The organism is Campylobacter concisus, assembly GCF_002914195.1.
GTDB classification, from domain to species: domain Bacteria; phylum Campylobacterota; class Campylobacteria; order Campylobacterales; family Campylobacteraceae; genus Campylobacter_A; species Campylobacter_A concisus_M.
In genome coordinates, this window is sequence record NZ_PPAU01000108.1 from 234,454 (window position 1) to 253,687 (window position 19,234).

The 19,234-nt window shown below is 41.0% G+C and carries 12 protein-coding genes; 5 read left to right on the forward strand and 7 right to left on the reverse strand.

The window, feature by feature from the left end; all coding sequences use genetic code 11:
* Positions 1 to 4: 4 nt before the first annotated feature.
* Both petA and mnmG read right to left on the reverse strand, forming a co-directional pair.
* Positions 5 to 508 carry a ubiquinol-cytochrome c reductase iron-sulfur subunit gene (petA, locus tag CYP28_RS07230; protein ID WP_021091707.1) on the reverse strand — a complete coding sequence of 168 codons (504 nt, stop codon included), beginning with the start codon at positions 506 to 508 and terminating at the stop codon, positions 5 to 7.
* A 174-nt stretch (positions 509 to 682) separates the two neighbouring features.
* On the reverse strand, positions 683 to 2,548 hold the full coding sequence (gene mnmG / locus CYP28_RS07235; RefSeq protein WP_103593671.1) for a tRNA uridine-5-carboxymethylaminomethyl(34) synthesis enzyme MnmG: 1,866 nt from the start codon (positions 2,546 to 2,548) through the stop codon (positions 683 to 685).
* 168 nt (positions 2,549 to 2,716) lie between these two features.
* Here mnmG and CYP28_RS07240 point away from each other — a divergent pair, with 168 nt between their 5' ends.
* Positions 2,717 to 6,169 carry an acyl-[ACP]--phospholipid O-acyltransferase gene (locus tag CYP28_RS07240; RefSeq protein WP_103593672.1) on the forward strand — a complete coding sequence of 1,151 codons (3,453 nt, stop codon included), beginning with the start codon at positions 2,717 to 2,719 and terminating at the stop codon, positions 6,167 to 6,169.
* 103 nt (positions 6,170 to 6,272) lie between these two features.
* Here the strand turns inward: CYP28_RS07240 and fldA are convergent, their stop codons facing one another.
* From fldA to CYP28_RS07260, 4 genes are all read right to left on the reverse strand, one after another.
* Positions 6,273 to 6,764: a flavodoxin FldA gene (gene fldA, locus CYP28_RS07245; RefSeq protein ID WP_103593673.1), complete on the reverse strand. Its 492-nt coding sequence runs from the start codon at positions 6,762 to 6,764 to the stop codon at positions 6,273 to 6,275.
* An 11-nt stretch (positions 6,765 to 6,775) separates the two neighbouring features.
* A complete protein-coding gene (locus tag CYP28_RS07250; protein ID WP_103593674.1) occupies positions 6,776 to 7,489 on the reverse strand; it encodes a UDP-N-acetylmuramate--alanine ligase in 714 nt (237 codons plus the stop codon).
* Positions 7,490 to 7,492: 3 nt separating this feature from the next.
* Positions 7,493 to 7,804, reverse strand: a complete 312-nt coding sequence (locus CYP28_RS07255; RefSeq protein ID WP_002939277.1) for a DUF2325 domain-containing protein — start codon at positions 7,802 to 7,804, stop codon at positions 7,493 to 7,495.
* A 132-nt stretch (positions 7,805 to 7,936) separates the two neighbouring features.
* On the reverse strand, positions 7,937 to 9,100 hold the full coding sequence (locus CYP28_RS07260; protein ID WP_103593675.1) for a sugar transporter: 1,164 nt from the start codon (positions 9,098 to 9,100) through the stop codon (positions 7,937 to 7,939).
* 168 nt (positions 9,101 to 9,268) lie between these two features.
* Here CYP28_RS07260 and nifJ point away from each other — a divergent pair, with 168 nt between their 5' ends.
* Positions 9,269 to 12,871, forward strand: a complete 3,603-nt coding sequence (gene nifJ, locus CYP28_RS07265) for a pyruvate:ferredoxin (flavodoxin) oxidoreductase (RefSeq protein ID WP_103593676.1) — start codon at positions 9,269 to 9,271, stop codon at positions 12,869 to 12,871.
* Positions 12,872 to 13,004: 133 nt separating this feature from the next.
* Positions 13,005 to 13,511, forward strand: coding sequence for a DNA-deoxyinosine glycosylase (locus tag CYP28_RS07270; protein WP_103593677.1), 507 nt, complete (start codon positions 13,005 to 13,007; stop codon positions 13,509 to 13,511).
* A gap of 145 nt (positions 13,512 to 13,656) precedes the next feature.
* Here the strand turns inward: CYP28_RS07270 and CYP28_RS07275 are convergent, their stop codons facing one another.
* Positions 13,657 to 16,182 (reverse strand): pentapeptide repeat-containing protein, encoded by a 2,526-nt coding sequence (locus CYP28_RS07275; protein ID WP_103593678.1) that lies wholly within the window; start codon positions 16,180 to 16,182, stop codon positions 13,657 to 13,659.
* A 179-nt stretch (positions 16,183 to 16,361) separates the two neighbouring features.
* Between CYP28_RS07275 and CYP28_RS07280 the strand changes: the two genes are divergently transcribed.
* The gene (locus CYP28_RS07280; RefSeq protein ID WP_103593679.1) at positions 16,362 to 17,507 is read left to right on the forward strand and encodes a toxin-antitoxin system YwqK family antitoxin; all 1,146 of its coding nucleotides are present in this window, start codon (positions 16,362 to 16,364) and stop codon (positions 17,505 to 17,507) included.
* A gap of 323 nt (positions 17,508 to 17,830) precedes the next feature.
* Entirely contained in the window at positions 17,831 to 19,225 is a 1,395-nt protein-coding gene (dcuC, locus tag CYP28_RS07285) for a C4-dicarboxylate transporter DcuC (RefSeq protein WP_103593680.1), read from the forward strand.
* Positions 19,226 to 19,234 lie beyond the last annotated feature (9 nt).

A 19,234-nucleotide genomic window follows, 5' to 3' on the forward strand; every position in this document is an offset into this window, starting at 1 on the left:
CCTCCTAAGCTTTTGCTACTAATTTTTCGTATTCTGGGCTTGTTTCGCCTAGAACTAGCTTGGTTCCATCGATCTTAAATGGTGGTATATCAAGTGGTCTTGGAGGAGGTCCGTATGTTTGCATTCCGTCGGCATTAAATTCGCCGCCATGACAGGCACATACAAACATTTGTTTACTTGCTTTATACTCAGGTATACAGCCAAGATGCGTGCAAAGTCCGATAAGAACTACGTATCTAGCATCCCCTACGACAACATCTCTTTTGTCATTTTTAGCCATATCAGGACTTTTTTTGAGGATGAAAATAGGCTTTTTACGCCATTCAACCTGCCTCATTTCTCCATCTTTGATCGGACTTAGATCAACTGTTGTAAAACCAGCAGCTTTTACGCTTGGAAGCGGATCCCAAGTCTTTTTAACAGCCACTAGTGACATAGCGCCGCCGACAGCTGCCACAGCACCAAACGCAAGGCCGATAAAGCTACGTCTTTCTTGCTTTACTGACATTAAATTCCTTTCTATAAATAAATTCTTAACGATTATACTCTCAAAAAATTAAAAAAGTATAATTTCTAAATATAATCTGCAAAAATAATGTTAATTTTAACTTAAACGTAAATCTTGATTCTAAGATAAAAATTTTTAGGTTTATGACTTCTTAAACTAAACCAAAAATTAAAATCAGCTAAGCCTTTTCTCATTCATCTTTATATAAATATGTAAGATATCAATCGCGGCTGGCGTGATACCTGAAATTTCACTCGCAGCAAAAAGCGTAGGCGGTGCAAATTTCTCAAGCTTTTCGACCACTTCATTACTAAGACCACTCACACCTCTAAAGTCAAAATTTTCAGGAATTTTTACATCCATCATATCTTTCATTTTTTCTATCTGATTTTTTTGCTCATTTATGTAGTGCTGATACTTGCACTCGGTTAAAATTTGATCCACACTCGTATCATCTAAATTTGCAAATTTCTCATCAAGCTTTCTTAGTTTCTCAGCTGTAAAGCTTTTGCGTGCGACAATCTTTTGAAGGCTCACATTTTGGCTTATTGGCTCTTCATCAAGGCTAGCTAAAAGCTCTAAATTTTGCTTGCTCGGCGTAATTTGAGTATTGTTAAGGTAAGCAAGCCCATCTTTTAAATTTTGCCTGATAGCTTCAATTTCATTAAAAGTCTCATCATCAAGAAGTCCAAGCTCATGGCCATATCCACCAAGCCTTAAAATGGCATTTTCCTCACGCAAAAGCAAGCGATACTCCGCCCTACTCGTAAACATCCTATATGGCTCTTTTGTCCCTTTTGTGACAAGATCATCTATTAAAACGCCGATATACGCCTCATCGCGGCGCAAGACAAGTGGCTCTTTATTATCAAGTGAAAGCGCTGCATTTATGCCAGCCATTAGCCCCTGAGCGCCAGCCTCCTCGTATCCAGTCGTGCCGTTTATCTGCCCAGCTAGATAAAGACCTTTTACCTTTTTTGTCTCCAGACTATGTTTTAGTTGCGTTGGCTCGACGTAGTCGTATTCGATAGCGTATCCATGCCTTACGATTTTTGCATTTTCAAAGCCCTTTACGGAGCGCAACATCTGCACTTGCACTTCATAAGGCAGGCTCGTTGAAAAGCCATTTATGTAGTACTCTGTAGCTTCAAGTGTTTGAGGCTCGATAAAAAGATGGTGTCTGTCGCGGTCGCCAAAGCGGTTTATCTTATCCTCGATACTTGGACAATATCTTGGCCCAATGCCCTCGATCTGACCTGTAAAAAGTGGCGCTTTGTCGAAATTTGAGCGGATTATCTCATGCGTAGTTTCGTTTGTATAGGCGATGTAGCATGGCAGCTGCGTTGGTGAGAAATTTTTAGTTCTAAAGCTAAATGCAACTGGCTTTGTATCGCCATCTTGCTTTTCTAAAATTTTAAAATTTATCGTTTTTGCATCAATCCTTGGACATGTTCCAGTCTTTAGCCTACCTAAATTTAGTCCAAGCTCTCTTAGACTAGAGCTAAGATCTTTTGCGCTTAGTTCGCCCACGCGGCCAGCTTCTAGCTTATTAAATCCAACATGAATTAGTCCATTTAAAAAAGTGCCAGTGGTGATTATCACCTTTTTTGCATTATAGATGTTATTTAGGTGGGTTTTAACGCCCGTTACTTCGCCATTTTCGCTTAAAATTTCAGTGGCGATCTCTTGAGAAATTTCTAAATTTGGCGTGTTTAAAAGCAAATTTCTCATATAAACGCGGTATCTATCCATATCGATCTGAGCGCGGCTACCACGCACTGCTGGGCCTTTGCTCTCATTTAGCACGCGAAACTGGATACCAACAGCATCAGTTGTAAGTCCCATTTGGCCACCAAGCGCGTCGATCTCTTTTACAAGATGTCCCTTTGCAAGGCCACCGATAGCTGGATTACAGCTTGCAGCGCCTATTTGCTCGGCTAAGATCGTGATAAGTAAAGTTTGCTTGCCCATTCTGGCAGCTGCAAGACTTGCCTCAATGCCTGCATGTCCGCCGCCAATGACGATTATTTCATAGTTCATGATAAAATTTTCCTATTTTTTGATTGCGTGATTTTATCCAAAAGCATATAAAATTTAAATTTTTTAAAAATTTTTATTACCAAATTTAATGTAGAGTTTTTTATTAATAATATTTTAAATATTTTGCTGTTAGATTTACAAAATTTTTAAAATCACAAAGGTATTTCTATGATGAGTTTATTAAAAGTTGCTGGCTTTTTGCCATATCTTGCGATCGCATTTTTAAATGCAAGCGTCGATCTAGCACACAAAATCACCATACAAAATGTTCTTTTAAAAACATACGATGGCGACATACTTTTTATTCTAACAGCCGTCATAAACGCAATGATCTTGCTACCATTTATCTTTTTATTTTCACCCTCAAGCTTTATAAACGACAAATTCGCAAAAATAAAGGTCATAAGAATTTGTGCCATTTTTGGCGTTATTATCAGCGTCGCGGTGCTTTTTAGCTATCTTGCGGGCGCTTTTGGCGTAGCCTTTGCTTTAACGCTCATACTAGCCGCTCAAAGTGCGATCTACTCACCAGCAAAATATGGCATCATCAAAGCCCTAGTCGGCCCTGAGCGCCTTGGCACAGCAAATGGCATCATCCAAGCGCTCACCATCGTTGCGATACTTTTTAGCTCATTTTTATTTTCATTTATATTTGAAAATTTATACATCCAAGGCGAAAACTCAGAAGAAATTTTAAAAAGCGTCTATCCTATTGGTATCTTTTTAGTGATCTTTAGCGCATTTGAAGCGTATTTTGCTTATAAGTTACCTTGCATCGATGAAAAAGACGAAACAAGCGAAAATTTTGATATTAAAAAATATATTCGCCTTAGCTATTTAAGAGAAAATTTAAAAGAGGTAAGATCAGATAAAAATATTTGGCTAAGTATCGCTGGACTTAGTATATTTTGGGGAATTTCTCAGATCATCATCGCAGCTTTCCCGGCTCATTACAAAGCCGTTTTTAACGACGACAGCTCGCTAGCGGTGCAGGCGATCCTTGCAGCAAGCGCCATTGGTATCGCATTTGGATCATACGTGGCTGGCTCTATGTCAAAGCTTCACATCGAGCTTGGTATCGTGCCGATGGGTGCTATGGGTATATTTTTCTCGCTTTTATTTTTCGCATTTGGCTCAAGTATAAGCGTAGTGAGCCTTAGTTCATTTGCATTTGGCTTTTTTGGTGGAATTTTTATAGTACCACTAAATGCGATGATCCAGTACTTTGCACCGCAAAAGACGACCGGCAAGATAATGGCGGCAAACAACTTTTTACAAAACGTCTCAATGTTGCTATTTCTAGCTATTGGCATAGGTTTAGTATATTTTAAAATTTCAACCACTGGGCTCTTTGTCTTTACAGCGCTTGTTTGCTTGATCGGTAGTTTTTACGCCATTTTGCAGCTTCCACACCTTTTTACAAGGCTACTTTTGTTGCCATTTTTAAAGACAAAGTACCGCTTTTTTGTAGAAGGACTTCAAAATTTACCGCAAAGTGGCGGCGCACTACTTCTTGGCAATCACATCAGTTGGATCGACTGGCTCGTGCTTCAAGCTGCAAGCCCAAGGGGCATAAGATTTGTCATGTATAGAACGATCTATAACAAATGGTATCTAAAGCAAATTTTTAAATTTTTTAAAGTAATCCCAATAGGCGCAGGGGCTAGCAAAGAGTCGATCGAGCTAGTTAGAGAGTGCCTAAAAAATGGCGAAGTGGTCGCACTTTTTCCAGAAGGCCACATCAGCTATAACGGTCAGATAAATGAGTTTCAAAAGGGCTTTGAGCTTATCATCAGAAATCTAGAAGAAATTTGCATCGTGCCATTTTACCTTCGTGGCCTTTGGGGATCTAGCTTTTCAAGAGCTAGTAAATTTTACAAAGACCTCACTTCTAAAAACTGCAGACGCGACATCATCGTCGCCTTTGGCAAGCCAATAACCACATTTATAAACGCTGCAAAGATGAAGCAAAAGGTGCTTGAGCTTAGCTTTTCATCGTGGGAGAGCTTTATCTCAAGGCAAAAACCGCTAACAAGCGAATGGCTAAGCAACGCAAAAGAAGAGAAATTTAAAGAGTGCGTAAGCGACAGTACTGGGCTAAATTTAAGCAACTTGAAATTTATAACAGCCGTTTTAGTCTTTATCAAAATTTTCAAACGAGAGCTAAAAGATGAGAAAAATATAGGTATCTTACTACCTAGCTCAAGCATCGCAACTATCATCAATATGGCGCTTCTTGCCATGGGCAAAGTAAGCGTCAATTTAAACTATACGCTTAATGTTACCTCGCTAAATCACGCCCTAAGAAAGGCAGATATAAACACAGTCATCACCTCTAGCAAATTTCTTGAAAAGCTCGCACTTAAGGGCTTTGATCTAAAAGATGCGATGAGCGGCAAGGCTAAATTTGCAGAAGATCTCTCAGCCAGCGTCTCAAAAAAAGAGAAATTTTTAGCGCTTTTAACTGCATTTTTTGCCCCAGTTTGGCTCATCAAGCTTTGCTATTTTAAGCGTGTAAGCTTAGAGGATACGGCTACAATTTTATTTAGTAGCGGCAGCGAAGGCGAGCCAAAAGGTATCGAGCTAAGCCACAAAAATTTACTTGCAAACATAAAGCAAATAAGCGAACTTCTAAATTTCAAAAAAGATGACGTGATCTTAAACTCACTCCCTGTTTTTCACTCATTTGGACTAACGGTCACCACGCTCATGCCACTTTGCGAGGGCATAAAAATGGTAAGTGTGCCTGATCCAACAGATGGAGCGACTATCGGCAAAATGGCCGCAAGACACAGCGCTAGCATCATTTTTGGCACCTCGACATTTTTTAGGCTCTACACCAGAAACAAAAAGCTCCATCCGCTAATGTTTCAAAGTGCCAGAATGGTCGTAGCTGGGGCTGAAAAGCTAAAACCTGAGATAAAAGATGAGTTTAGGCTCAAATTTGGCATAGAAATTTATGAAGGTTATGGTGCGACCGAAACGGCGCCTGTAGCTGCTGTAAATATGCCAAATATCCTAGAAAAAGAGAGCCTAAAAGAGCTTACATTTAATAGACCTGGTAGCGTTGGCATGCCTCTGCCTGGCACTATCATCAAGATAATCGACCCAGAAACTCTTGAAGAGCTAGAAACTGGCACCGACGGCCTCATCGTGATCGGCGGATCGCAGGTGATGAAGGGCTATCTAAACGACGAGGCCAAAACAAGCGATGTCATCACGCATATAGACGGCGTCAGATACTATAAAACTGGTGACAAAGGTCACATCGATGAAAACGGCTTTGTATTTATCGTCGATAGATACTCAAGATTCGCTAAGATTGGCGGCGAGATGATAAGCCTTGGAAGCGTCGAAGAAGAGCTTACAAAGGTACTTGGAAATGACGTCGTCTTTAGCAGTGCAAATGTACCAGATAGCAAAAAGGGTGAAGCGATCGCACTTTTAGTAAAAAGCGGCACAGAGCCCAAAAATTTAGAGCAAATTTTAAAAGAGAGTAGCCTTGCTCCTATAATGATGCCAAGCTATATCTTCATCGTTGATGATATACCAACGCTTGCAAGCGGCAAGGTTGATTTTAAGGGCGTAAAAGCTCTAGCAGTCTCACTTCTAGCGGAGTGAGGTCCTTTTTATTCAAATCGAATAATACTTTAAACAAAAAATATTTTGTTAAATTTAAAAATTGATAGAAGATTTAGCTAGAGTTTTTCTAGCTAAATTTGCATTAAGCAAAGTGAGGTTTTATCTGCTCTATCCAAGCTGAAATTCTACCCTCAGTTTTGTCACTTTGGTTATCAGCATCAAGCGCTAGACCTACAAATTTTCCATTTCTTACAGCATCAGAGCCATCAAATGTATATCCATCAGTACTAACCTCACCAACTACCTTTGCGCCAGCTTTTACGACCTCATCATAAAGCTTTGCCATGCCGTTACAGTATTCATCAGAGTAGCTCTCGCTATCACCCATACCAAAAACAGCAACTGTTTTACCACTTAAATTTAACGCTTTAAAGTCAAACGCATCCCAGTCATCTTGAAGATCGCCACTACCCCAGGTCGATGTACCAAGGATTAGCTTATCAAAGCTATTTAGTTTCGCTGTGTCTACATCAGCAACGTTTAAAAGCTCATTTTCAAGGCCTAGACCCTCACTTATAAGTTTTGCTGCATCTTCGGTATTTCCCATGCTGCTTCCATAAACTATACCTATCATTTTTATCCTTTTTAAAAAATTTTACTAATAATCGTATAAGGCACAAGCTTGATCAAACCTCTCGCACAACAGTGCCTAACCTCAACGTGTCGCCTAAATTCCTCATTTCTAGGAAAAACGATATAAACCATCTCGCACTCGTGACCAAGCACACCGACAGCTCTATCTATATCGTCGTTTAAATTTCTCATATCATCAAAGCTCACTTTTTTAAAGCTTGGCATGACGCTGAGCAAATTTTTACCATCTTTTTTGACCGAGATGACACCACCATTTAGCACGACCTCTTTATCTTGATGGCGGAGGCGTATTTTATCATAAACAAATTGACAAAACATCTGTGCCGCATCGATACAAAGCTCAAATTCTCCACTTGCATAAAGCATTTTTATCATCTTTGCAGCCGCCATTTTTGGCTCTTTTGCTATAAATTTTATCTTTGAAAAGTCACCTTTTAAATAAGCATTTATGATGATATTTGATGGAATACAAAAGCGATCTGCTGGCTTAAAATTTAGACATTTCTCACGAAGCAGGAAATTTATCCTAGCCTCAAAAATTTCTTTGAAATTTAGAAATTTAGCGTAAGAAAGTGGTATTTTTAGCTCACTTTCTACACCAGAATTATAAAGTGCAATAAAAATTTTTGCACGTGAAAGCCTATCAAGCTTTGCAAAAATATTTGGAGTTATTTCGCCAATATCTGATAAAAGCCCGAATCTCATTGATTATTCTTTGCATCCAAATTCCTTATCTAGCCCAAAGACCTTGCAGTACTCGCAAAATACGCAGCTAACGCTTCTTTTTGCACAAACAATTGGAATATTTCTCTTTTTTGCTTGAGTTTTAATAGTCTTCATAGTGTTGTGGTTTAAAAAACTAGTTAGCATCACCACGCACTCAGTATCTTGAGGGATTGGCTTGCGATTTACGCGGTTTTCATTTCTAGCATCCCAGTGTTCTATCTTCTCAGCTCCCAAATCATGTAAAACTGCCTTGATAGGCGTTATCTCATCTGCACCGATAACTAAAACTGACATAATAAGCTCCTAAAATTTATTCATTTTCTGATAATGATTATAAGGAAGCTTAACTAAAATTTTTCTTAGTTATGATATTTATTATCACTTATATGTAGAAATTTGTAACGTTTTACTTAGATATTTAAACATCTAAACTCTTTTAACCTTAGATACCGCAAACAAAAATATGATAAGTCCGCCTGCGGCAAAAAAACTACCAACATTACCGATATTTTGCTCGCCTAAATGAACTATCGTTTGATGCCCTATTAGCGCCCCTGCTCCGATACCTATGTTATAAATAGCCGAAAATATCGCCATTGCAGCATCAGTTGCGTTTGAGGCTAAATTTAGTACTTTTATTTGAAAACTCATATTTACACCAGCTATGCCAAGCCCCCAAATAAAAGCTAAGGTTAGCATTAAAACTTCATTTTTAGCAATAAAATTTAACAAAAGCAAGCAACATAAAATAAGCATGATAGAAATTGCTGAAAATGCATTTGGAATGAGCTTATAAAATTTAGAGAAAAGCAAGCTTGCAACTACACCAGCAACGCCAAATATAAGCAAGAATATTGTGATAAATTTCCCATCAAAGCCACTGATATCTTTTGCAAATGGCTCAATGTAGCTATAGGTGCTAAAATGCGCGCTTATGATAATTGCAGTTAGTAAAAATACGACCATCAAAAGGCCATTTCTTGCAAGCTCTGGCAAGCTTTTAAGCGAGCCTGAGTTTTTGCTTGGCAGAAGTGGCAAAATTTTATATAGCCAAACTCCAACACCAACAGCAAAAATTCCGATCAGTCCAAAGGTCACACGCCAACCAAGTGCGTCACCTAAAATTCTTCCAAGTGGCAGACCAAGTATCATCGCTAGCGATGTACCAAGAGCTAATAATCCAAGAGCTTGCGAACTTTTATTTATAGGAGCTAGCCTAACAGCAAGTGAAGCAGTGATAGCCCAAAAAATGGCATGAGCAATAGCTATCATCAACCGAGCAATAATTAAAATTTTAAAATTCCAAGCAAAGGCACAAAGCGTATGAGCTACAACAAATACGATAAAAACCTTTAAAAGAAGAGATCTTCGCTCTAAATTTGCAGTTAAAAGCATAAGCGGTAAAGAGAGTATAGTGACGCTCCACGCATAAATCGTGATGATAAGACCGGTATCAGCTGTGCTCATGTCAAAATCTTTCGCAATATCACTTAAAAGTGGCACTGGGACAAACTCAGTAGTGTTAAATATAAAAGCACAAAAAGCAAGAGCTATAACCCTTAAATAGGCCACCCTATGAACACTTATCAAATTTTATCCTTAATTTTTTCATTACGGTAATGGAATTTTGCTTAAAGTTAGTAATTTAAAAGGCAAAATTCTCAGAATTTATTAATGACATAGATTAATAGTAGATTTTGGAAACTATCTCTATAATAAAAGATTTTTAAAAATCGTAAGAAAAGTTAAGGCGGAAAAATGGCTAAAATAATGAAAACTATGGACGGAAACGAGGCTGCGGCGCACGCGGCTTACGGATTTACGGAGGTTGCGGGCATCTACCCGATCACCCCTAGCTCGCCGATGGCCGATTACACCGATATGTGGGCGGCTCAGGGCAAGAAAAATTTATTTGGCATGCCAGTTAAGGTAGTCGAAATGCAAAGCGAGGGCGGGGCTGCGGGCACCGTGCACGGCTCGCTGCAAGTAGGCGCACTAACCACCACATACACGGCTTCGCAAGGCCTTTTGCTAAAAATCCCGAACATGTACAAAATCGCAGGCCAGCTACTACCAGGCGTTATCCACGTGAGCGCCCGCTCTATCGCAGCTCAGGCGCTTTCTATCTTTGGCGATCATCAGGATATTTATGCCTGTCGCCAAACGGGATTTGCCATGCTAGCAAGCGGCTCCGTGCAAGAGGTCATGGATATCGCGGGCGTCGCGCATCTAGCAGCGATCAAGGGTCGCGTGCCGTTTTTGCATTTTTTTGACGGATTTCGCACTAGCCATGAGATACAAAAGGTCGAGGTGCTAGACTACGAGCACTTTGATAGGCTTCTTGACCGCGAGGCTCTGCAGAAATTTAGAGACGAGGCGCTAAGCCCCGAGAGTCCGAAGACTCGCGGTACGGCGCAAAACGACGATATCTACTTCCAGACGCGCGAGCTAGCCAACCGCTACTACGATGCGGTGCCTGATATCGTAGCGGAGTATCTAAAAGAAATTTCAAAAATCACGGGACGCGATTATAAACCGTTTAATTACTACGGCGATCCGCATGCTACGCGCGTCGTGGTCGCGATGGGCTCTGTTACGCAAACTCTCGAAGAAGTGGTCGATCACCTGCGCGCAAAGGGCGAAAAAGTAGGCGTGCTAAAAGTGCATCTATACCGCCCGTTTAGCCTAAAATACCTCTTTGACGTGATGCCTGAAACGGTAGAAAAGATCGCCGTACTAGACCGCACGAAAGAGCCAGGAAGCCTAGGCGAGCCGCTATATCTGGACGTCAAGGCGGCGTTTTACGGACGCAAAAATCAGCCCGTGATCGTGGGCGGTCGCTACGGACTAAGCTCAAAAGACGTCGATCCGGCTCAGATGCTAGCCGTCTTTGAAAATCTAAATTTAAGCGAGCCTAAAAACGGCTTTACCGTCGGTATCGAGGACGATGTGACCTTCACCTCGCTAAAAGTCGGCGAGAAAATTTCGCTAAGCGATGCAAGCGTGAAAGAGTGTCTATTTTACGGCCTTGGCGCGGACGGTACCGTGGGAGCGAATAAAAACTCCATCAAAATCATCGGCGATAAAACCGATCTTTACGCGCAGGCGTATTTTGCCTACGACAGCAAAAAATCGGGCGGCTACACGCGCTCGCACCTGCGCTTCGGTAAAAACCCGATCCGCTCGACCTACCTCGTCTCAAATCCGCACTTCGTAGCCTGCTCGGTCGCTGCGTATCTTGAAATTTACGACGTTATAGACGGTATCCGCGAGGGTGGGACGTTCCTGCTAAACTCGATCTGGGATGCCGAGCAGACGGTCGCTAAACTGCCGAATAAAGTAAAGAAAATTTTGGCCGCTAAAAAGGTAAATTTCTACATCATCAACGCTACCAAGCTAGCTCGCGAGATCGGGCTAAAAAACCGCACGAACACCATCATGCAGTCGGCGTTTTTTAAACTTGCAGACATCATCCCGTTTGCCGACGCCCAAAAATACATGAAAGAGTACGCGCACAAAGCCTACGCCAAAAAGGGCGAAGCGATCGTGGAGATGAACTACAAGGCTATCAATATGGGCGCGGACGGGCTGGTTAAGGTCGCGGTCGACCCTAGCTGGGCAAATTTGACGGATGACGTGAGTGCGGAAGAAAAATACGTCGGCGACGAATTTATAGAAAAAATCGTCAAGCCTATCAACGCCGCCAGGGGCGATAGCTTGCCCGTTTCGGCGTTTGTGGGCTTTGAGGACGGACACTTTAAATCAGGTACGACGCAATACGAAAAACGCGGCATCGGCGTGATGGTGCCTAAGTGGATCGAGGAAAATTGTATCCAGTGTAATCAGTGCGCCTTCGTTTGCCCGCACGCGGTGATCAGGCCGTTTCTCATCGACGAAAACGAGCTCGCCGCCGCGCCGCAAACCGTGCAAGATCACGTCCTAGACGCCAAAGGCAAAGAGGTAAAAGGGCTAAAATACAAAATCCAAGTTAGCCCGCTTGACTGCACAGGCTGCGAGCTGTGCGCTCAAATTTGCCCGAGCAAGGAAAAATCGCTCGTCATGGTGCCGCTAGCAGAGGAGATGGAGCGGCACGAGCAGGAAAACGCCGATTATTTATTTAAAAAGGTAACCTACAAAGACGACCTAATGAGCAAAGATAGCGTCAAGGGCGTGGGATTTGCGCAGCCGCTATTTGAGTTTCACGGCGCGTGCCCCGGATGCGGCGAGACGCCTTATATCGGGCTTGTTACGAGACTATTCGGCGACCGCATGATAGTGGCAAACGCCACCGGATGTAGCTCGATCTACGGCGGTAGCGCGCCTTCGACGCCTTACACGACGAACAAAGAGGGCAAGGGCGTAGCGTGGGCGAATTCGCTCTTTGAGGATAACGCGGAGTTTGGTATGGGTATGAACGTCGCGGTAGAGACGCTGCGCCACCGCATAGAAGACGTGATGCTACGCACCAAAGACGGCGCGCCAAATGCCCTAGCCGCGCTATACTCCGACTGGATCGCGCACAAAAACGACGGCGAGAAAACGACGCAAATCGCTAAAATTTTAACGCCGATTTTGGAGCAAAATTTAAGCGTAGAGGGCGTAAAAGAAATTTTAGAGCTAAAAAGATATCTCGTCAAAAAGTCCCAGTGGATCATCGGCGGCGACGGCTGGGCATACGACATCGGCTTTGGCGGTCTTGATCACGTGCTAGCTAGCGGCGAGAACGTAAACGTGCTCGTGCTAGATACCGAGGTGTACTCAAACACCGGCGGTCAAAGCTCAAAATCCAGCCGCGCGGGCTCGATAGCGCAGTTTACCGCTAGCGGCAAGCCGATGCAGAAAAAAGATCTGGGCTACATCGCGATGACCTACGGAAATATCTTCGTAGCTCAAATCAACTCAAACGCGAGCCAAGCAAACACGATAAAAGCCATCGCCGCAGCCGAAGCCTACGACGGACCTAGCCTCGTGATAGCGTATTCGCCGTGTATCGCGCACGGTATCAAGGGCGGTATGGCCTACTCCGGAGGTCAAGGCGAGCTAGCGACCAAATGCGGCTACTGGCCGACCTACGTCTACGATCCACGCCTAATCAAAGAGGGCAAAAATCCGCTCAAAATGACCTCAAAAGAGCCCGACTGGTCGCTTTACGAGGAGTTTTTGCTAAACGAGGTTCGCTACAACTCGCTCAAAAAGACGAATCCACAGCACGCAGACGAGCTGCTAGCTAAAAACAAGGCCGACGCGCAAAGACGCTACCGCCAGCTAAAACGCCTAAGTTTGGCTGATTTTAGCGATGAGGTCGAGTCTGGCGCGCCTGAGAGCGCCGAGGATGCCTCTGCCGATACCGTAGCCGAGTAAGGCGCAAATTTCTCTCGCCTAAATTTGACGGGCGAGGGAAAATTTCCGTAAATTTAGCCGCTCGTTCGGGCGGTTAAATTTGCTTTCAAATTTGAAATTTTAAATTTAACGCAGCAAATTTAAAAGGCGCAAAATGAGCCAAACCCATCCTTTTAAACCGATTTTCGATAAAAATTCTAAAATTTTAATCCTCGGCTCCTTTCCTTCCGTCGTTTCTCGCAAGCTGGGCTTTTACTACGCAAATCCGCAAAATCGTTTCTGGCGGGTACTGGCCAGGATTTTAAACGCTCCGTTACCTACAAGTACGGATGAAAAGATAAATTTTCTGCTTGACCACCGCATCGCTATCTACGACGCTGCGATCTCGTGCGAGATAAAGGGCTCGAGCGATGCTAAAATGACTGCCGTTGTGCCCGCAAATTTAGAGCCGATTTTTAGCGGAGCGCGCATAGCGCAAGTTTACGCAAACGGCGGCAAGGCGCACGAAATCTGCGAAAAATACCTAAAAACTCAAATTTTAAACGCTACAGGCAAAGAACCGATCAAACTACCATCGACTAGCTCAGCAAACGCAAATTTTAGTTTTGAAAGACTCGTGCAAGAGTGGACGGTCGTCGCCGAAGCGCTAAAAGACGGCTAAATTTTATCTATCTAAATTCAGCTAATTTACTTATCTGTTATCACAAGTGGCAAAATCTAAAATAAAGGCGCCTCCAAAATTTTAAGAAGCGAGCAAATTTAAAAAGGTTTGTTCGCTTTATTGCCGAAAATAGCGGCATAAACCGCTAGCTAGGTACTAAAGAATTTCTACGTGCAGTTTTTGTAAGCGAGTAAACAACAAGTAGCATAATGAAGCTATAGAGCAAGTTTGCACTTTTTTGCGTTGATTGCATTATTTCATCGTATTTTAGAGCATTTAGAGCCTTTGCATACGGCTTTTTGGTTATCTCTTGTTTTTTACTATTAGAGTTGCTATATGCGGTTTCATCGGTATTTTGGGCACATTTGTTTTTGGAGTTGATTAATAGCGTTTTTTCGCACTCTAACTCTTCTAAAATCATTTTTCTATTTTTGACTATAAAATCTAGTTTGTCGTCTTTTTTGGTGTTAGTGAGATTTGCATCTAGCAGCATATCGTCTAGGCCGTTTTCATTATATCTTGCGGCGTATTCTTTAAATTTGCTTTGAGCCGCTTGTTCTGACGTAAATACACCTATAAACGGCGCTATCAAAAATGGTTTGCTCAAAAATATAACTATGCAAATCAAGTAAGTCAAAATTTTTGCAAGTCTAAACTTGTGTAAATAAAAAAATATATAGTATAGTACTAGATACAAAAGTATAAAATCGATAGTAAAAATAGGATAATATTTGCTTATACCGTAAAAGACGCATATGAGGGTTGCTATCACTGCTACCGCACTTTGTTTAATGTCAAGATTCATATATACTATTAATCCGGCTATATAACATAGTATTATAGAAAATACTAGTGCTTTGGGATTGGCGACTATCGTTTCCAATAAAAAAATATCAAAAATATAAAAACATAGCCCATATGCTGCGATAGTTAAAACCATAAAATTTATAATTCGTAGTAAATTCGTATGATGGTCGCTGATATTTCTGTATAATTTTAGCGTTATCAAATCTAACAAAATCTCGATACGATTTTTGCTTTTAGACTTGGCTTCTACATTATCAGCAGATTTTACTTCTTTATCATTTTTACTATTTTCAGCGTCTGTACTTTTGAGAGCAAATTCTAGTTCCAACTCCTTGCAGCATAGTTCTATGCAGTGAAACAAGCTTGCGTCTAGCGCATTGCCTTTTTCGTTGAAAGCATGCTTAATGAGCCTAAAACTGTCCCTAAAATCATTTGCCGTGCTTATACATTCGTCTATATTTTTGCTTCTATTTTTGATATGCTTTTTAAGTTCTTCGTATGTAAAATCTATTTTTGCATTTATGAAATTTGAAGCGCCATTAAAAATGCTTGACGAGAAGTTAACTGGTTTTTTAAAAGCGACGCCATAAAAGCAAGCAATTTTTTTAAAATCTGTCTCATGAAAATCGACAAAATTCTCAAAAACTCTATTATTAAAATAAGCATTATCGTGAAAAGTTGCATTATTAAAATCTACATCTTTTCTGAAAGTAAGATTTTTGTCTGTTTTGAAGTCTGTTTTACCTTTAATTTCGGTATTTTCAAAAGTCGCCACATCTTTAAAGTCTGTATTGAAAAACCTTGCCTCATTGGCAAAAGTAGCAGATCTAAAGTCTGCATCTGCCTTAAAAACGGCATTTGTAAAATATGCTTTTTCGTTGACTACCGCATTTGAAAAGTCGGCTTTATTTTCAAAAGTTGTTTCTGTTAGTATTGCTCTGTTAAATTTAGTTCCGCGAAATTGCGCCTTTCCTTTAAATTTTGCTTTATCTAAATTTACTACGTCATTAAATTTGGTTTCTGTAAAAATTAAGTCACTCTCAAAACAAGCATCTTTGAAAAGCACTCCACAGTTGATTATGCTCCTATGAAAACTTAGCTTTTGGTTAAATGTGGCATTGGTAAAATTTATATTTATCCCATCAAACTGCCTTGCGTGCAAATTAAGCTCGCAATAAAATTTGGCGCTTGAGAAATCTAGAACACTAAATTTCCCTATATCCATAGCAAATTTTTGCTTAAAATGGGCGTCTTCAAATTTTACCTCTCCCAACTCATTTTTTGTATCTAATTTAAAAGATTTATTAAAGACACTACTTGCAAAGGATATATCTTGTCCAGAGTTTTGAGATATAAAATCACCGTTAAATGTGCATGAATGAAAATGTGCACGACCTTCTACGTAAACTTCTTTTGCAAATTCGCATCCGCTAAACGTGTTGCCTTTAGTAATATTATGTAAAAATACTTCATTTTCAAATTTACAAGAGCTGATGTTAGGAAGCCTGGAATTTACAATTATTACCTTCCGTTTAATCCTATTTAAATCTTCTATAGGTTTTGGATTATTTACGATATCACACAATAAAAGAACAATATTAAATTCGTCACTTTGCAGATATTTTTCTAAATTTACATGATTGATGGAGTCTGAATTTTGGTCTAAGTAAAAACCTTTAAAAAAGAAAAAAACTTGTCCATATTGCGTGCATTTTTCAATAAGACAATCTTCACTATTTTGCCCTGACGCATGCAAAGCATCTATATTGCCATTGAGAATCCCAATCTCCTGAAACCTCTCAAGTTCTTTTTGCTCGATTTCTTCTCTTGGCTCTTGCAAAATTTTATCTATATCTAAACCCATTTTTAAACCTCGCTATCATGCACATGCTAAAAATTTACGTTATGCGAAATACTATCAAAAACCAACTTGTAAATTAATTATAAATAAATAAAAACAAACAACGGATTTTATCCTCATCTTCACCTTAAATTTAGTTTCAAATTTTAAAATTGCCTAATTTAAACAAAACAGGAAAAACCATGAAAATCCTAAAATTTCTATTTTTACTTCCGCTTCTAGCCATCGGTGCGCAGGCGTTAGAGCCAAAAATCGTAATGAAGCCCGAAGCGAGCCTAAAAAACGGGCTTTACTACGTAAAAGGCAAGCTCTACGACGGCACGCTAAAGATGCTTCGATACAGCGTCGAGGACCTATATGACGTAAATGCGATGGGCATGGTCTATCCGAGGCTAAAACCTTTGCCGCCCACGCTCATACGCGAGATCGACGTGCAGGGCGGCACGGCGGTGCGATACAGGGACTATTTTGACGGCAGGGACAAGCCCTCAAACGAATACCCCCTAAAAAACGGCGTCCGCGAGGGTACGGCCAAGCACTACCACGCAGATAGCGGCGCTCTGATGGGCGAGAGCGAATACAAAAATGACGTCCGCGACGGGCGCTACCGCCGCTACTACTTTGACGAGGGCGGCGCATTAAAGCAAGAGGGCTTTTTCAAGGCGGACAAGCGAGAGGGCGTATTTACCGACTATTACGTTAGCGGCGAGGTTAGCGCACGCAGCCCCTATGTCGGCGGGCTACGAAACGGCGAGGACATCGACTACTACAAAAGCGGCAAAATCCGCGGCAAGCGAACGTATAAGGACGACAAGCGAGAAGGCGCGGAGACGTGGTACTACGAAAGCGGCGCCGTGGAGGAGACGGGCGAATACAAAAATGACAGCAAAAACGGCGTTTGGAAGCGATTTTACGAAAACGGCAAAACGCGCGTGGTAGAAAACTACAAAGACGGCGAAAAGGACGGCGTCGCGCGCGAATATTACCCAAGCGGCAAACTTAGAGGCGAATACGAGTACAAAGACGGCCGCCAAACGGGCGCGGGGTTGGACTACTACGAGAGCGGGGCGCTGGCGGCGAAAGTGATGTTTAAAAACGGGCGCTATCACGGACTGTACGAGGAGTATCATGAAAACGGCAAGCTAAAAGCCAGAGTGATGTTTGAGGACGGACTGGAGGTCGGCGAGGCGCGCCACTACTACGCAAACGGCAAACTAGAGGCCGAGGGGGAGTTTGAGCGCGGCAGGCTCATCCGCGCCAAAAAATACGACGAAGCGGGTAAGCTAATCAGCGATAAGTCTGATAAAAACGGACTGCCGAGGGAATAAATACCAAAATAAGTTGCTACTGGCATTATTTGAATTTTTACCAAACCAAATATTTGCATCTTTTATATTTTGAATATTTTAATTAGCTTTAAATCACACTACAATAGTCGCACTTAATATTAAAATTTTTATATTTATCTTTTGCATCTTAGCCATAAAAGTAGCGATCTCATTTATAAAATCGATAATATTTTTATAAATAAAAGCGAAATTTCAATATAACAAGTAGTATAATTGCAAGCATATAAATATTATTTTTTATATTTTAAGCGTATTTTTGATTTTTGTATTCTGGTTTTTAAATATCTTAATAAGGAGCAAAAATGCATACTCTTGGTCTAATCATAGCTCTACTTACGCTTTTTGTTGTAGGTTGGGCGATTTTAAAAGGCAAATACGCCACTTTCGTGCTCTTACTCTCTGGCATTATCATGCTTGTCTCTTCAGTCATTCTTGATACGGGAAAATTTTTACCAGAAAAGGTAAAGAGCACTGGAAATTCCTTACTGGATGTAGTTGAGTTTATCCGCTATATGCTCTCAAATAATTTTTCACAACTTGGACTTTTAATCATGTTAATGGTCGGTTTTGCAAGCTATATGACTCATATCGGAGCAAATCAAGCCTTTGTAGGCATCGCCACAAAAAGGTTTAAAGCCATAAAAAGCCCATATTTTATGATATTCATAGCTTTTTGCGTAGCAAAACTCATAAGCATGGTAATAACCAGTGCGGTTGGACTTGGCGTGCTTTGTCTTGCACTTCTTGGACCAGTTCTTATATCACTAGGACTAAATAAACTAAGCGTTGGTAGTATCTGTGCGATGAGTGGAGCTAGCTCAATGGTACTTCTTGGCTCATCGACAGCCGCTGCTGCAAAAGCAACTGAACTTGAGGTGCTTGATTATGTTTTTATCTATAAAATTCCAGCGGCTCTTCCAACTGCGCTCGTGATCGGCATTGCATTAGTTCTTTGGAATAGATACTTAGACAAAAAAGAAGGTTGGGTTTGTAGCGAGCATGTAGGAGAGAGTATTAGTTTTGACGATAAGTTAGATGTTCCAAAAGAGCAAGCACCTATGATCTATGCTCTTTTACCATTTTTACCGATGATTTTAGTAGTAATTTTTTCGCCATATTGTTTAAAAACCATAAAACTAAACATATCAAGCGTCATAATCCTTTCTATGATAATTGCTATGGTATTTGAAGCATTTAGATATAAATTTAGCTTTGAAAAGCTTGGTGAAGGGCTAAAAGTATTTTTTAATGCCATGGCAAAAAGCTTAAGTGGTGTTGTTATGCTAGTTGTAGCAGCTGGTATATTTGCTGAAGGTTTTAAAGCTCTTGGTATGCTTGATGCTATTGTAAATTTGGCAAAAAGCATAGGTTTTGGGGGACTTGGCATGTCTATACTTTTTGTATTTATAACAACCATCGTTACAATCATAGCTGGCTCAAATGGTGCAAGCTTTTATCCGCTTTTAAATATGGTGCCAAATATAGCTAAGAGCTTAAACATCAACTCTGTTATGCTCGTGCTTCCTATGCATCAAGCCTCCACAATAGCTAGACCACTTTCACCTGTCTCTGGCGTAGTGGTAGCCATTTCAGGCATGCTTCACATTAGCCCGCTTTCGCTAATTAAAAGATGTAGCGTGCCAGCTATTTTAGGTCTTATAAGCCACCATATATTTGTATTTTTACTATCATTTTAAGGAGAAAAT

Excerpts from the sequence above, each read along its gene's own strand:
- petA (WP_021091707.1), bottom strand. The coding sequence starts at position 508 with ATGTCAGTAAAGCAAGAAAGACGTAGCTTTATCGGCCTTGCGTTTGGT.
- mnmG (WP_103593671.1), bottom strand. The coding sequence starts at position 2,548 with ATGAACTATGAAATAATCGTCATTGGCGGCGGACATGCAGGCATTGAG.
- CYP28_RS07240 (WP_103593672.1), top strand. The coding sequence starts at position 2,717 with ATGATGAGTTTATTAAAAGTTGCTGGCTTTTTGCCATATCTTGCGATC.
- fldA (WP_103593673.1), bottom strand. The coding sequence starts at position 6,764 with ATGATAGGTATAGTTTATGGAAGCAGCATGGGAAATACCGAAGATGCA.
- CYP28_RS07250 (WP_103593674.1), bottom strand. The coding sequence starts at position 7,489 with ATGAGATTCGGGCTTTTATCAGATATTGGCGAAATAACTCCAAATATT.
- CYP28_RS07255 (WP_002939277.1), bottom strand. The coding sequence starts at position 7,804 with ATGTCAGTTTTAGTTATCGGTGCAGATGAGATAACGCCTATCAAGGCA.
- nifJ (WP_103593676.1), top strand. The coding sequence starts at position 9,269 with ATGGCTAAAATAATGAAAACTATGGACGGAAACGAGGCTGCGGCGCAC.
- CYP28_RS07270 (WP_103593677.1), top strand. The coding sequence starts at position 13,005 with ATGAGCCAAACCCATCCTTTTAAACCGATTTTCGATAAAAATTCTAAA.
- CYP28_RS07275 (WP_103593678.1), bottom strand. The coding sequence starts at position 16,182 with ATGGGTTTAGATATAGATAAAATTTTGCAAGAGCCAAGAGAAGAAATC.
- CYP28_RS07280 (WP_103593679.1), top strand. The coding sequence starts at position 16,362 with ATGAAAATCCTAAAATTTCTATTTTTACTTCCGCTTCTAGCCATCGGT.
- dcuC (WP_103593680.1), top strand. The coding sequence starts at position 17,831 with ATGCATACTCTTGGTCTAATCATAGCTCTACTTACGCTTTTTGTTGTA.